11 protein-coding genes are annotated in these 15,462 nt (G+C 43.4%); 10 read left to right on the forward strand and 1 reads right to left on the reverse strand.

Going from position 1 to position 15,462, the window contains the following annotated elements:
• A partial coding sequence (locus A3844_RS33020) for a hypothetical protein (protein ID WP_208619398.1) occupies positions 1-205 on the reverse strand: 205 nt, incomplete at its 3' end.
• A gap of 100 nt (positions 206-305) precedes the next feature.
• On the opposite strand from A3844_RS33020, the gene A3844_RS05370 reads away from it, so the two are divergent.
• The 10 genes from A3844_RS05370 to A3844_RS05415 all read left to right on the forward strand — a co-directional run bounded on the left by A3844_RS05370 (position 306) and on the right by A3844_RS05415 (position 15,384).
• Positions 306-2,780 carry a glycoside hydrolase family 3 N-terminal domain-containing protein gene (locus A3844_RS05370; RefSeq protein ID WP_074106818.1) on the forward strand — a complete coding sequence of 825 codons (2,475 nt, stop codon included), beginning with the start codon at positions 306-308 and terminating at the stop codon, positions 2,778-2,780.
• Positions 2,781-2,797: 17 nt separating this feature from the next.
• Positions 2,798-5,239: a glycoside hydrolase family 2 TIM barrel-domain containing protein gene (locus A3844_RS05375; RefSeq protein ID WP_074106819.1), complete on the forward strand. Its 2,442-nt coding sequence runs from the start codon at positions 2,798-2,800 to the stop codon at positions 5,237-5,239.
• 20 nt (positions 5,240-5,259) lie between these two features.
• A complete protein-coding gene (locus tag A3844_RS05380) occupies positions 5,260-7,578 on the forward strand; it encodes a GH36-type glycosyl hydrolase domain-containing protein (protein WP_208619399.1) in 2,319 nt (772 codons plus the stop codon).
• Between the two features lie 736 nt (positions 7,579-8,314).
• Entirely contained in the window at positions 8,315-9,031 is a 717-nt protein-coding gene (locus A3844_RS32690) for a sensor histidine kinase (protein WP_167374632.1), read from the forward strand.
• Complete coding sequence (locus A3844_RS05390) at positions 9,028-9,681, forward strand: response regulator (protein ID WP_074106820.1); 654 nt, start codon at positions 9,028-9,030, stop codon at positions 9,679-9,681. The genes A3844_RS32690 and A3844_RS05390 overlap by 4 nt, the downstream gene beginning before the upstream one ends.
• 164 nt (positions 9,682-9,845) lie before the next feature.
• Positions 9,846-10,553 carry a response regulator transcription factor gene (locus A3844_RS05395; RefSeq protein ID WP_074106821.1) on the forward strand — a complete coding sequence of 236 codons (708 nt, stop codon included), beginning with the start codon at positions 9,846-9,848 and terminating at the stop codon, positions 10,551-10,553.
• Entirely contained in the window at positions 10,537-11,826 is a 1,290-nt protein-coding gene (locus A3844_RS05400; protein WP_074106822.1) for a HAMP domain-containing sensor histidine kinase, read from the forward strand. Before A3844_RS05395 ends, A3844_RS05400 begins: the two co-directional genes overlap by 17 nt.
• Positions 11,827-12,067: 241 nt before the next feature.
• Positions 12,068-13,117 (forward strand): NAD(P)H-dependent flavin oxidoreductase, encoded by a 1,050-nt coding sequence (locus A3844_RS05405; protein WP_208619400.1) that lies wholly within the window; start codon positions 12,068-12,070, stop codon positions 13,115-13,117.
• 140 nt (positions 13,118-13,257) lie between these two features.
• The gene (locus tag A3844_RS05410; RefSeq protein ID WP_074106824.1) at positions 13,258-14,937 is read left to right on the forward strand and encodes an AMP-binding protein; all 1,680 of its coding nucleotides are present in this window, start codon (positions 13,258-13,260) and stop codon (positions 14,935-14,937) included.
• 93 nt (positions 14,938-15,030) lie between these two features.
• Positions 15,031-15,384, forward strand: coding sequence for a hypothetical protein (locus tag A3844_RS05415; RefSeq protein WP_074106825.1), 354 nt, complete (start codon positions 15,031-15,033; stop codon positions 15,382-15,384).
• Positions 15,385-15,462: the final 78 nt, after the last annotated feature.

The raw sequence follows: 15,462 nt of genomic DNA on the forward strand, positions 1-15,462 counted from the left end.
CTGTAAAGGAGCAAGAAACGGCGTCCACCTCCTGAGAGGCCGAACGAAGGAATGTAAGGGCAAAGACCCCGCGTGACATGGGAGGGTAAGCCGTCAGGAGACAGGTGTGGATATCCAAAGTGCGATCACAGAACGTATCCTTGGGTTGGGGATGAATCCCCCGCTCTCTATTCCCGCCACCGGCTTCACCAGAAAATAATGTCATCCTTACATGACTTCTCCAGCTCTCAATCTGTCTATGGCTGAAAATCTTAGAACGAGTGAGTAAACAAGAGTATTTATTAATTTATAGTGGGAGGTAAAAGATGATTTACAAAGATGCAAGTAAGTCTATTCATGAGAGAGTTGAAGATTTAATTGGAAGAATGACATTGAAGGAGAAAGTAGCCCAGTTATATTGTGCAAATTCCTACGGAGGAGAATCCGTTTATGATACCAGAACCGAAAAATTAAAGGATGGAATTGGGACTGTAAGCTTTTTAAATGATTCCTTTACTGGTGACCTTGAAAAGGATAAGGAGACTATAAAAGGCATACAAAAATTTCTTGTGGAGGAAACGAGATTAGGGATTCCGGGGCTGTTTCATAGTGAAGGGATATCTGGTGCTCAAATACCAAGTGCAACAACATTTCCGCAATCTCTTAATCTTGCTTCTACCTGGGATCCGGCTTCAGCACAAAAAATGGGTGAGGTAGTCAAAAAACAATTAACGGCATTTGGATTCAGGGCTGTACATTCGCCCCTGTTCGACTTGGCGAGAGATCCAAGATTCGGAAGAGTTGGGGAAACCTACGGGGAAGATCCCTATTTAGTTGCGCAAATGGGCGTATCTTTTGTCAAAGGAATACAAGGGGATAATGAGGTAATGGCTACCGCCAAGCATTTTGTCGGCTATGGAAATGCTGAAGGCGGAAGAGGTGGCGGAGAACAACAAATATCCGAGAGAAGATTGTTGGATAGTTATTGCTTCCCCTTTGAGGCAGCCATTCATGAGGCAAACATAAAAGCTGTAATGAATAGTTATGGGATGTTAAATGACCAGGCAGTGTCTACGTCGAAATGGCTTCTTACAGACATTCTAAGAAACAAGCTAGGCTTTCAGGGGCTGGTTGTAGCTGATTATGGCAGTATCACGCATGCATTTTTACGGTATAGAGTGGCAGAGAATGCTAAAGAGGCAGGAATTCTGGCATTAAAAGCCGGAATGGATGTAGAACAGCCCGGCAACCAGTGTTACCAGCACTTGGTAGAAGCGGTGGAGTCAGGCGAACTTGAAGAGGCACATATTGACCTTTCGCTAAGACGGGTTCTTGAGACCAAATTCACATTAGGACTATTCGAGAATCCTTATGGGAATGGCGATTTTTTCAATGAAATTAAAAAAGCGGAGAATGCAGAATTGTCACTAGAGATTGCGGAAAAATCAATGGTTTTGGTAAAAAATGAGGACAATATTCTGCCACTCAAAAAGAACCTGAACATAGCACTGATTGGCCCTAACTCAGATACTAAAACCAACTTCTTTGGAGGATATTCATCGGTAGGTTCGGCTAGCACAAAAAGCAGTGATTTCGATAAATCCGAAGAAGACACCTTCCTGAGAATGATATACACAGGGGCCATTACCGACAATAAAGAGTTATTAAAATCGATGGGAATTGAATTTGAGGATAAGCCAACCCCTGAACAAAGAGAAATCATTATGAATATGCTCAGGGAGAATTTAAATTCGGATGATTCCTCGAAAAGAGTCTATAAAACGAACGAAGAATTTGTTCAAATGTTCTATCCAGATTGTAAATCTGTAAAAGAAGTATTGGAAGAAGAGTTCGGAAAAGATCATGTGCTCCACGCTAAAGGCTGCAATATTTTTAAGGCCATAGATGGAGGGATTGAAGCAGTACAAGCTGCGGTACAACAGGCGGATATTGTAATTGCAGTATTAGGCGGCAAAGAAAGCATGATTGATCCTGAAGCTACTTGTGGTGAAAACAAGGATAATATCAACATTGGCCTTGAAAAGCCTCAACTGGAAATAATGGAAGAAGTATTTAAGCTGAATAAACCTGTTATTTCAGTTATCATTGATGGCCGACCGTTAGCTACACCTTTTGTAAGCGAACATAGCAAAGCGGTCTTGTATTCATGGCTTCCGGCACAGTCTGGAGCTAAAGCTATTGTGAACATCCTTACAGGCAAGATCAATCCTGGCGGAAAGCTGCCGGTGACCATTGTAAAAGAAACAGGCCAGATTCCAATGTACAACAGCAGATTGCCGCTCTACATTGATATTAATGAATATGCAGAATATATCAAAACCAACCAAAATGCACCGTTATATCCGTTTGGACATGGATTAAGCTATACCCAATTTGAATACAGCGAATTGGTACAGGATGGTACGGTTCAGGCAGACGGCGAATTGAACATAGAATTTAAGCTGAAAAATGCGGGACAAGTTGCAGGAGACGAGGTTGCCCAGGTTTATATTAGGGATCGAGTGAGCAGTGTTGCAAGACCTGTGAAGCAGCTGGTCGGATTTGCACGGGTTACCTTGGATGTAAACGAAACAAAGAAAATTGCTTTCAAGGTGAATATGAAACAACTGGCATTTCATGACTTGAATATGGATCAAGTGGTGGAACCAGGAACGATGGAAGTATTTATAGGTGCTTCATCCCAAGATATTCGATTAAAAGGTGCCTTTGAGATTATAGGTGAAAAACTTATTGTTGAACGGAAGGTTTTTTCATCTCAGGCGACGATTGCAACTTTATAAAAACGGAGTTGAGGGAAATGATTCGAGAAAATATCGACCGGAATTGGGAATTTTACCATGGGGTACCCTCAGTAATACCCGGTATTAGCCGGCCAGGAAGACAAGTGAATTTGCCGCATGACTTCATGATTGAAACAGATACAAAACCAGGGGCGCCGGGAGGATCATTGACGGGTTATTACGACGGAGAAATCGGGACTTATACCAAGATTCTTGACATTCCCAAGGAATACGCAGGCAAAAGGGTTATGGTGGAATTTGACGGTGTGTACATGAACGCGACGGTTAAATTGAACGGGCATATCGTCACGAAACACCATTACGGCTACTCTCCTTTCCATGCTGACCTTACGCCATATTTGAAGCCAGGCAAACCTAATAACCTTATGGTTATTGTCAATAACGGAGCACAACCGAATGCACGCTGGTACTCGGGCTCCGGACTTTACCGCCATGTCGATTTGCTTGCCGCTCCGAAGGTGCATATCGCTCCGTGGGGCATTTATGCCCATACTTCTCATATTGTAAAGGGAACCGCGTTTGTCATTGTCGAAACGACGGTTGAAAATTCTACAGCCGTTGACGCCGACCTTTGGTTGAACATCAAGATGCTAAAGGAATCCTCCGGAACCAACGCGGGAACCGGTCGTGTGAAAGTACATGTGCCTGCTGGAGAGAAGGCTGTCGGCCGGGTAACAGTTGCAATTGAACATGCGGATCTATGGGATATCGATTGCCCTAAACTGTACAGAATCACAGCAGATCTGGCTGACAAAGAGTCTGTTCTCGATAATGATAGCACTCCATTCGGGATACGAACGATATCCGTTGATCCGCTTAACGGGTTTATGTTAAACGGGCGTACCCTGAAACTTAAAGGCGGTTGCGTTCATCATGACAATGGCATTCTTGGCGCAGCTTCGTTTAAGGACAGTGAATTCCGGAAAATGAAGCTGCACAAAGATAACGGATATAACGCTATTCGATTTGCCCATAATCCGATGTCAAGAGATTTACTGGATGCTTGTGACCGTTTGGGACTATTGGTGATTAACGAGGCGTTCGACGTTTGGACGATGGAGAAGAATGCTCAAGATTATAGTCTATACTTTGCAGAGGATTGGGCGAAGGATCTGGAAACATTTATGCTTCGTGACCGGAACCATCCGAGCATCATCATGTGGGCGACGGGCAACGAGGTGCAGGAACGCGGAGGAATGTCAGACGGTTACCGTCTGGCAGCGCAATTGGCGGCACGGGTGCGTGAACTTGATCCTACCCGATTGGTTACGAACTCGTTATGTTCTTTCTTTAACGGCCTTGACGATGAAGACACTGTTACTTTTTACGAGGAAATGTCTCTGCTGCTTGAAGATGGCGGAGGCTTCACTCCGAATTATGATACCGGTTTTGGCATGAGAATCTGGGCCGACTATTCGGAAGCCTTCGCAGCACCTTTAGACGTCGTCGGATATAATTACATGAACTATCATTATGAGAATGCAGTTGAGAACTTTCCGGACCGGGTGATCTGCGGCACCGAAAGCATGCCCCCTCAGTGCGATAAGTACTGGCACGATGTAGAACGGTTTTCCCATGTAATTGGTGATTTCGTATGGACGAGCCATGATTACATTGGCGAAGCGGGACTTGGAAAAGTGAAATATGTCCACCCGGATGAAACTCTTAATACTTATAACAGCATTGGCAGCTCTCCATATCCTTGGCGTGTGGCTAATTGCTCAGACTTCGATCTCTGCGGTTTGGCACGTCCTCAGCTATTTTACCGCAGGATCGTTTGGGGCTCTGATGAGACCTTCATAGCTGTGAGAAATCCGGAAAACTACGGGAAGCTGGAAATTCTGAGCAGATGGGGCTGGCCGGAATGCGAACATCATTGGAGTTGGACGGGTTCAGAGAATATGCCGATTCAGGTAGATATCTACTCTAGAGCTGAAGAAGTAGAGCTGATTCTGAATGGAAAGAGTCTCGGCAGTAAGCCGGCCGGGAAGGAGAACCGTTACACAGCCAGTTTTGAACTTGTATATGAACTGGGTACCTTGGAAGCGGTAAGTTATACCGAAGGCAAGCGCATTTCATCCGATAAACTGGTCACGGCGGGCAAACCCGAGGGAATACGAATTGTTCCCGACAAGAAGGAGCTTGCGGCAGACGGTCAATCGTTAATTTACGCGGTAGTCGAAATCGTCGACTCGGAAGGCAGATTGGTTCCAACTGCTGAGCTTAAAGCAACAGCAAAGGCGGAAGGAGCGGTAACGCTGGCTGCATTTGGCACTGGTAGACCGCAAACCACAGAGAACTATACGAAAGGCGAATTTACCTCGTATAAAGGAAGACTGCTTGCCATTGTTCGTACAGGCTATGAATCTGGTATGTCAAAACTGATGATTGATATTGACGGAATGAATTCCGAGTCAATTGAAATACCTGTACATTAATGTTTATTAGGAGTGAGAGAATGAAAACAGATAAAATCCACCGTTTTACCGAGGACGGAAATTCTTGTATCATTGATACGCCACGGACCCCAAGGCATTGGTACAATTACTTGTGGAGCGAGCAAGGGTATTGCACGCAGGTTTCCCAAATCGGACATGGCCGCAGCTACTATATTAATTCAAAAGCTGACATGTGTATGATTAATAATCAGGATGCGAAATACCTGTACCTGCGTGATGATGACACAAATGTTTATTGGAATATAGGGGAAGGCCCCTTGAACGAAGAAGTCGAAGACTTCTCGTGTGAGCATAACATCGGATATTCCATCCTAGAGTCCCAAAAGAATGGTGTCCATGCTTCCTGGAAGCTTTTTGTGCCCCATGAAGGCTACAACGAGGTATGGGTGGTCAAAGTAAAGAATAATACGGATAAAGTGAAGCGAATCAGCCTCTTTTCTACCGTGAGCTTTGAATTGGAAGGCTTTAAATACCCGCGGTATTACGAAATGTACAGAAGCTGTGAAACCTTCTTTGATGAGAAGCTGAACGGCATTTACTGCGAGTCCAAACATCCCTTCGCGCCGCACAACAGATATAACGGTTATATCGCCTGCTCGGAAACCGTCTACGCCTATGATGGCAATCTTGGAGAGTTTCTGGGGGAACTAGGGACGTATACCCGATTGGATGCCATGCCGGCACCATTGTTCCAGCGGCCAGACGTTGTAGTTAAGGGTAGAGATTGTACAAATTCTCTCACTACGCTGGTCAACCTCGGCGGTGTCTTACAGAACAAGCTGGTATTGGCACCTGGTGAAGAGAAGGAGCTATATTATGTGCTGGGCGTAAGCGAATCGCTGGATGAAGCGGTTCAAACGGCGGAGCAGTATGGCAGCCGGGAGCGCATCGAACAAGCATTACAGGAAACTAAGGAGCACCAGACAAGCAAATACGCTGCTCTTCATATTTCCACGCCTAATGAGAAGTTGAACGTACTTATGAACGAATGGGTAAAAAAACAGGTAGACTTCTGTATCGTCGGCAAGAAAGGGGTACGTGATAATCTTCAAATTGCCGTGGGCCTTCTCAATTACAGACAGGAGAGAGCCAAAGAGGAAATCATCGAATGCTTGCGGCATCAGTTTAAGGCCGGGCATGCCGTACTGACGTGGTATCCTTACGATGCTACCCGTTATTCAGATCAGCCGTTCTGGATTATCTGGTCGGTGTGTGAATTGATTAAAGAGACCGGTGATTATTCGCTTCTGGATATGGAGATTGAATATCAGGATGAAGGCTCGGCAACGATGCTTGAGCATGTGAAGGCAGCGGTCAACCGTTTAATTGAGGATAAAGGAGAGCATGGCCTGGTACGGATATTCTTCGCAGATTGGAACGATGCCTTGAATATTACAACGGACCCGGATGCGGAATCCGTCATGCTGTCCGAGCAGTTCTGTTATGCCTTGAAAGAGCTGTCAGCATTGATCCGGCGACTGGGCGACACCGGTTATGCGGGGTACTTGGATGAACAGTTCCATATCCTTCGTGATGCGATTAATGAAACGGCTTGGGACGGAAGCTGGTATATGCGTGCTCTTAGCAAAGAGGAGAATATCGGCTCCAAAGACAGTACGGGAAGTAAAATCTATATTAATGCACAATCGTGGGCTGTACTTGCTGACATTCCGGATGAAGGGAAGCTGCCCAAGGTACTGGAGTCCATGGACAGTATGGAGCATGATTTTGGCTTCCCAATCAATATGCCTCCTTATATGGAATATTCCCCGCATGCAGGCAGAATGTCCGGCATGCTTCCCGGGCTATTTGAGAACGGCGGCGTTTACTGTCACGCGACCGGTTTCAAGATTATGGCGGATTGCAAGGCAGGCCGAGGAGCAGAAGCGATACGTACATTGCTGAAGATCATTCCAGACAGTGAAACGAATCCGTCCACACAATCCGGCGCGGAGCCGTATGTCTTCACGAATTGTTATTCCATACACCCCAAATATTATGGGAAGTCCTACCAATCCTGGACAACAGGAACCTCGGCATGGGGACTCATGTCGCTCTTGGAAGGGATTATGGGAATCAAGCGGGATTATGACGGCCTCCGGATTGACCCATGCTTCCCTGCGGATTGGGAGCAAGCCCAGGTGTACAGGGAATTCCGTGGCACACGTTATGAAGTTACCATCCGGAATCCATTGACGTTATCCAAAGGACAACCGGAGATACAGGTGGACGGCAGCCCTATCAATGGAAATCTGTTGCCTCTCTTTCAGGATGACCAGATCCATCGTGTAGATGTTGTAATTAAGCCTATTAGTTAGTAAGCGGTTTTGGAAATGAAAGAACAACGGTTGGACACAGGATAATGAATCCCAAGTCCAACCGTTTTCCTTTTGTTAATAACATTTAATAAAGGGGCTTACTGATGTGTGGACTTCAAGCCGTTAAGTCGTCAAATGAATAACTAAAAATCGTGTGAAGAGTAGAATCAAAGTACGAATTAAGGTACGCTTGTCCAAGCCCATAAAAAATGTACCGGGAAAAGAGGCTTGGAAATTGAAGATTATAGAAAAATATAAAATACATCAAGAGGCCCCATTTAATAACGAAGAGGTAATGCTTGTTTCGAGGGTCCCTATCTTAATTTGGACATTACTGGTATATGTAGCGACACTAATATTACAGAACTTTAACGAACTGATCTTTCTGAACAGCCTATTCTTTTCAATCACTTATTTTTTTCATATTCTGGTGCACTGGTACTCAAATTTATTAACCCGGTTCTGGTCATGGTTGTATTTCCTGACTCAAGGTTTGATGATATTGACCTGTGCTTTATTGATGCCTTTCGGCTCACCGGCTGTTCTTATCGGTCTGCTTCCTGTATTGATCGGTCAGAGCATAGGGCTCTATTCTCACAATAGAAAGATCATATTTGTGTCCTTATACAGCGTGTCGATGTTCTTCTATGCTGAAATATTTTTGAGAAAAGCGTATGAGCTGTTACTGATAACCCCGCTTTTTTTTCTAATGCTGATTATAGTAATAGCGTACAGTATGTTGTTTCTTCAACAGGTCCATGCGCGGCTGAGGACACAGAGCTTTCTGAAGGATCTGGAAAATGCGCACCGCAAGGTGGAGGAACTTACATTAGCCAATGAACGGCAGCGTATGGCCCGCGACCTCCATGATACGCTTGCGCAGGGAGTGGCGAGCTTCATTATGCAACTTGAGGCTGCTGATGAATTTATCGTACAAGGAAATATTCGTAGATCACAGGAAATTATTCAGCAGTCCATGGGACAAGCACGAAGAACTTTGGCTGAAGCCCGGAGGGTGATTAATAATCTAAGGTTGAATTCCGCCTCTGAAATGGTTTTCCATGAGGAGCTCACCGATGAGATACAACGTTTTTTCCAGGCGACAGGAATTAATGTATATCCTAAAATCCAAATGTCCAGCCAAATGTCCAGAATGCTGATGGAGCACAGCCTATATATCGTAAGTGAATGTTTAACCAATGTGGCAAAGCATGCTAAGGCGGACAACGTCTGGGTCACTGTGAATGAGCAGAATGATCGTATTGAGATTGAGGTTAAGGATAACGGGACAGGTTTTGATACAAGCCAGGTGGGCAAACAGGCAGGTCATTATGGCTTGCTGGGATTATTTGAGCGTGTACGGTTGATTGGGGGTGAAATCCAGATTACCAGTGCCTCAAACGGTACACGAATACGAATGGAAGCACCTATTCATAAAGGAGACAAGCTATGAGTACCCTAAAGGTGTTGATTGTGGATGATCATCAGCTCGTTCGTGACGGCTTGAAGCTCATTGTTGAGACCAACGAACGGTTTGTTATTATTGGAGAAGCAGAAAATGGACAGGTTGCGCTCCGCCTGATTGAAGAGCTGAAACCCGATGTAATTTTGTTGGACTTGAATATGCCAGTAATGAGCGGGATGGAAACGATGGCGGCATTAAGTAACAAACAGTGCGAGATTCCCGTCATCATCTTAACCACCTATAACGAAGATGAATTAATGATAAATGCGCTGGCATTGGGAGCAAAAGGCTATCTGCTGAAAGATACCAATCGTGTTCATTTGTTTCGGACTATCGAATCTGCGATCCGGGGAGAGACATTGCTGCAGCCCGATATCATGAACAAAGTGTTAGCGGCCAAAAAGAATAAAGAAGGTACCAGCTCCAGCAAAAAGAAGATCCCTGTTTTAACAGACAAGGAGCAAGTAATACTCCAATTTGTCGCACGCGGTTATAAAAGCAAAGAGATCGCATTTGACATGGGGGTCACCGAACGGACGGTCAAAGCGCACTTAACAAGCATTTATTCAAAACTTGGAGTGGATTCAAGATCTCAAGCCGTGGCTACGGCTATGGAACATGGGATTATTCATATTTAAGGAACTTGACAAACTGTAACATACGGAATGGGATTTTGTTCTGTATGTTTTTTATGCTTCCCAAAAGTACATAGACTGGCTTCCCTTATGGACGATGTTTTTTTCCTTCCTGAATTGTAAACTGATATCAGTTATAAAGAGAAAATGAAGCTGGTGAAACATACATGAACAATTCAACGATATTAATCGTGGATGATGATGTGGAGATTCGTGACCTGATTACATTACTTTTAACGAATGAGGGCTATACCGTTTATCAGGCTGAAAATGGCGAACGAGCAATCTCCCTTATGAATACTGATGTGGATTTAGTTATTCTTGATATCATGATGCCAGGAATGACCGGCTACAAAGTCTGCAGTATCATTCGTGAACAATATAATTCTCCAGTATTGTTCCTGACTGCTAAAGGTATGGATTCTGATCTGACAATCGGTTATTCCTGTGGTGGAGACGATTATTTGACCAAACCGTTTTCCAGTGCAGAGTTGTTGGCACGAATTAAAGGGCTTTTGCGCAGATACAAGATATATATGGGAAAAGAAATGGATACAAGGCGCGATGCTTATTTAGTTTGCGGCGATCTGAAAGTTCATCCTGAGTTTAATGAAGTATTTAAAGCAGACACAGAGTTGAATCTGACAGAGATCGAATATCAGTTGCTTCGACTCATGCTGCAATACAGGGGGAAAATTTTCACGATGCAAAACCTATATGAAAGAGTCTGGAATGAACCATTCTTATCTACAAGTGCCAATACAGTCATGGTTCATATACGCAAGCTGCGATCCAAAATAGAGGAAGATCCTAAAAACTCAAAATTTGTTAAAACCGTTTGGGGAAAGGGGTATCGGGTTGAAAAAGAAACTTAAAAAGGAGAAAAAAACTCGGATACCTCTGCGTCGCTCAGTATTGGGCTTTAAACTGCTTGGTTTTGCGTTGTTCAGCTTTGTTATAGCTGTAATTATTTATTTCGGAGTATCAAAGCTTGGCAACTACATTGCGGATTCAGAAACACTGGAGAAATTGGAAAAAAGCAACAATATAGAAACTTATCTGGAACAGTTTCAGGGTTATGTTACGGCCAACAGACTGAAATCCTCGGACTATACACAGATTAAATTCTGGCTTACCGAAAATACCCAGGTAGGCTTTTTGTATAATTCCGACAAAAGCTCATCAGAAGACTACAAAATACAGTTTGTAGATAAATCAGTTTTTGTTTCTCCCTATGCAACCAATGCGATGTACGCTGCTTTTATTCAACCGTTATCTATTTTTTTCGCAGTCTGGTGTTTCTTCTTTCTGTTTTTAGCAAATGTCCGATACATTGTAAGCGACATCAAACTTCTTTCACGTGATATGAAGCAGTTGACTGAAGGGAAGCTAAACCATAAGGTATGGCTTTCGAGAAAGGACGAGCTTGGTGACTTGGCAAGAGATATTGAAACGATGCGGTGTTCCATTATTTCACGTATGGAGGCTGAAAATAAGGCAATACAAGCCAATCAAAATTTGATTACAGCACTTTCCCATGACCTTCGCACTCCATTAACGAAGCAGATCGGTTACCTTGAATTTGCTATGAATGGCCAATACAAGGATGAAGCCTCTATGCAGGATTGCTTGCGCAAGGTTTACAGCGCATCGTTACAAATCAAATCACTTTCGGATGAACTTTTTTCCTATTTCACAGCATTACAAAGTAGTGACGGAAAGCAGAGAGAATTTGAAGAAGTTGACGGATTTACTTTGCTGAGTCAACTTTTTATGGAGTACTCTGAATTTTTGGATAAAAGCGGTTTTAACGTACACCTCCGCAATCCGGAAATACAGGAATTTACCTTGAAAGTAGATATCCACTATCTCGCTCGAATCATGGATAATTTAATCTCTAATATCCAAAAGTACGCGGATATAAGCCAACCTGTTGAGTTTTACTATCAGGTTATGGACAGTAACGTGTTTATCCATTTCGAAAATAGGATTGGCAAGCAGATTGGATATACAGAGAGTGCCAATATCGGAATAAAGTCAGCAGATAAATTGGCGAAATCCATGAATGGAAGCTTACATATTGAAAAACACACTGAACATTTTGTCGCAGTTTTAAGTCTCCCAGTATTTGCAACCGACTATAATTAAGATTTTTTCAGAATTGGTGTAAGCTCCTTTTAAGTTTTACCTGTTAGGTTAGATACTAACAGGTATCTGCTAAAAGGAGCTTGTTTAATATGCTTAGAAACAATTATTCAAAACAAGAAAATGAGGCGTTTAGATGAAAAAATGGTTTGAGCGAACTATTGAAAAAATGAAGAAATGGTTTTATGAACAGACGAAGTAGTACGGTTTACTGATAATTGAGTATAAAGGAGAAGTGAGAAAGGTGAACGGAATAAGAATTGGAAATAAAATCTCACGCCTTCCCGTCATTCAAGGCGGAATGGGTGTCGGTGTATCGCTGCACCGACTGGCTGGTACTGTCGCAAAAGAGGGTGGAATTGGCATAATTTCAACGGCCAACATTGGATTTCGGGAATTTGACTTTGATACAGATCCGCAAAGTGCTAATCTTCGTGCAATTAAAAAAGAAATTACTATGGCCCGAGAAATTGCCAACGGGGGAATCCTCGGTGTAAACATTATGGTTGCCGCTCAGCAATACGAGGATCTTGTCCGGGAATGCGTAGCAAATGGAATAGATCTAATTATTTCCGGCGCAGGGCTACCCCTGAAGCTTCCGGAATTAGTGAAAGGTTCAGCAAGTAAAATAGCACCTATTATTTCCTCAGCCCGTGCCTTTCGGCTTATTCTTAAAAGCTGGATAAAGAGGTACGACTATATCCCCGATTTGGTTATCGTAGAAGGCCCGCAAGCCGGTGGGCATCTTGGATTCAGCTATGATGAGCTTGCTGAAAATAAGCAAAGCCTGGAGGACATTGTGCTTGAAGTGCTCGCTGCTGCCGAGGAAGCGGAGCAAGAACTGGGGGTAAAAATCCCTGTAATTGCTGCTGGAGGCATTTTTACTAACGAAGATGTTGTCCGCGTTATGGAACTTGGTGCAGCGGGCGTTCAAATTGCAACAAGATTTGTAGCCACGGAGGAATGCGATGCTGCGTCTGAATTTAAGCAGGCATATATTGACGCCACAGATGAAGATGTGGAAATCATCAAAAGCCCGGTTGGAATGCCCGGACGCGCGATTCGTAATGCCTTTATTAAGCGTGTAGAAGAACGAGAAGTGAAAATCAAAAGTTGCAGCCGTTGCCTGAAATCCTGTCATATTGATACAGCACCGTACTGTATTACTAAAGCGTTGGTCAATTCGGTTAAAGGCAATACTTCCAATGGTCTGATTTTTTGTGGCAGTAATGTTTCCAGAATTAAAAGCCTGACCACTGTGAAAAAATTACTGGACGAGTTATGCGGCGTCTAGTACTTCGGTCAAGATTTAGTTTCATCGCAACGGTACAGGTAATTAAGAATTTTTCAGAATTACAGTAGGTTATTTTTTAGTTCCTATAGGTATCATAGGCACATAGACACATATACAGATATTTACGGAGGTTAATTGTGATGGGAATATCATCGATGAACGCGAATTCGGATCTATATATTGTTCCAAAATTCTCTAATTTTAGAGACCTTCTGAATTACAGTGCGGGACAATATGCAAACCAAAATGCTTTTCAAATCAAAAAGGAGAACGGTACTTATCGTATTATCACTTATAAAGATCTTATAGAACAGTATTACAGCCTTTGTGCTGAATTTATCCGAAGGGATTTATTGGGCAAACGCATTGCCGTTATTGGTAATAACAGTTACGGCTGGGTACTTAGCTACCTTTGCGCAGCCACTGTAGGAGTGGCCGTTCCTATCGACAAAGAGCTATGTGCAGAGGAAATACAGGATTTCTGTGAAGCGGCCGAATGCAGTATCATATGCGCGGATAATGCGACTCGGGAAAAGTTGATCCAGGTAGATTCGTCCTTTCTTCAATATTCTCACAGGGATATCGAAAATTTCCGCGTTTCTTGTTCGGAACATGAAAAACGGTACATCGATTCCATTGCATTACCGATAGATGAAATGCGTGTTCTGATTTTCACCTCCGGAACCACGGGAAATGCCAAAGGCGTGTGTCTGTCACAGAACAATATCTGTGCGAATATTTATCAGACCACACGGATTGTACAGATCAAACCAGGTGAAAAGACGATTTCCGTTCTCCCGCTTCATCACACTTATGAATGTACGCTTAATTGTCTACTTCAACTGTCGAGGGGAGCGTGCATCTCCTACTGCGACGGATTGACTAAGATAGCACAGAATATACAGGAATATCGTCCATCCGTTATGGTAGTTGTTCCTGCGCTTCTAAAAATGATGAGTAAGCGAATCCGGCTCTCTGTCGCAAAGGAATGTCCTGAAAAGTACCGCGCACTGTTTCAGGAAAAATCTCTAGCACAAGCTCTTGCCGAAGTACCTTTTTTCATTCGGAAAATCATCCGTGCAAAAGTCAGAAAAACACTTGGCGGTAAGCTGCGGCTGGTTATCGTTGGTGCAGCAGAGCTTGATACTTCGCTTGTTGATGATTTTTCTGCGCTCGGAATCCGCGCTCTGCAAGGTTATGGTTTGACAGAGTGCGCACCACTTCTTGCTGGAAACAGCGATTTCTTTTTAGATCCTGCCTCTACCGGATGCGCAATTCCTGGTGTAATACTAAAAATCTTAAGTCCCAATGAAACAGGTGTCGGTGAAGTTGCTGTCAAAGGTGAGAATGTTATGCTGGGGTATTACCAGGATGAGGCAGCGACTTGCGCTGCTATGCAGGAAGGATTCTTCCTCACCGGCGATCTCGGTTGCATTGATGACAAGGGGGCGCTGTTTATCAAAGGGCGTATTAAAAACGTCATTGTTACAAGCAACGGTAAGAATATCTATCCGGAGGAGATGGAAACCCGGCTGGGAGAAGCTGAGTGCATCAGCGAATCTCTTGTACTTGAAGGAAAAGGACCAGATGGCGAAAGCTGCGTGAAAGCAAAGGTTTTGCCTAACATTGAATTCATCAAAGAGAAATTAGGACATTTCCCTAGCTTTGAAGAGATCCAGTTGTATGTGAAATCTGCAATAAATGAACTTAACAGCAAGCTCCCAAGCTATAAACGTATTCATATTATTGTGATTTTGGAACAAGGATTGGAACGCACAACTACGCAGAAGATTAAACGGTACGGTGTCAATCTGGCGTAGAGATCGGTCATAAATAAAAAAATATGAGGTGGATAGTTAACTGAATATTTACTGCATATCACGGTATATTTTTGGCTCATAGGAGATAATCTTGTGGACGAAAACGAAGATTATGTAGGAGTGGAGTCTATGAATCGGCTAAACGCCTCTATTCATAAAAGTAGTTTACAATCCGTACTTAAGCTTCTGATGCCGCGATTTCCATCTTTTTATGTATGGTTGCGATATCACTGGTTTCGTTATTTCTTTGAGAAATTAGAATACAAACTGCTGATGCTTGAAGAAGCCAGTGTGAATGAGCCGCTCTACATGACGTTAAATGAACTTTACCATTGCGCATTTCGTGTTATTGTATCTGAAAACCGTATTGCACTGGAATATTCACATGCAGTATCAGATGCGTATGGTGGCAGTATGTTTTTGAAATCACTCATTGCCGAGTATTAAAATATCCAATACTCTGTGTCCGGATTCTCAGGGGTTTTAAGCGTAAATGAGATATCGACGTACGACGAAATTGAAGTT

Source organism: Paenibacillus helianthi (assembly GCF_001909055.1).
Lineage (GTDB): Bacteria > Bacillota > Bacilli > Paenibacillales > Paenibacillaceae > Paenibacillus_AQ > Paenibacillus_AQ helianthi.

Excerpts from the sequence above, each read along its gene's own strand:
- A3844_RS05370 (WP_074106818.1), top strand. The coding sequence starts at position 306 with ATGATTTACAAAGATGCAAGTAAGTCTATTCATGAGAGAGTTGAAGAT.
- A3844_RS05375 (WP_074106819.1), top strand. The coding sequence starts at position 2,798 with ATGATTCGAGAAAATATCGACCGGAATTGGGAATTTTACCATGGGGTA.
- A3844_RS05380 (WP_208619399.1), top strand. The coding sequence starts at position 5,260 with ATGAAAACAGATAAAATCCACCGTTTTACCGAGGACGGAAATTCTTGT.
- A3844_RS32690 (WP_167374632.1), top strand. The coding sequence starts at position 8,315 with ATGTTGTTTCTTCAACAGGTCCATGCGCGGCTGAGGACACAGAGCTTT.
- A3844_RS05390 (WP_074106820.1), top strand. The coding sequence starts at position 9,028 with ATGAGTACCCTAAAGGTGTTGATTGTGGATGATCATCAGCTCGTTCGT.
- A3844_RS05395 (WP_074106821.1), top strand. The coding sequence starts at position 9,846 with ATGAACAATTCAACGATATTAATCGTGGATGATGATGTGGAGATTCGT.
- A3844_RS05410 (WP_074106824.1), top strand. The coding sequence starts at position 13,258 with ATGGGAATATCATCGATGAACGCGAATTCGGATCTATATATTGTTCCA.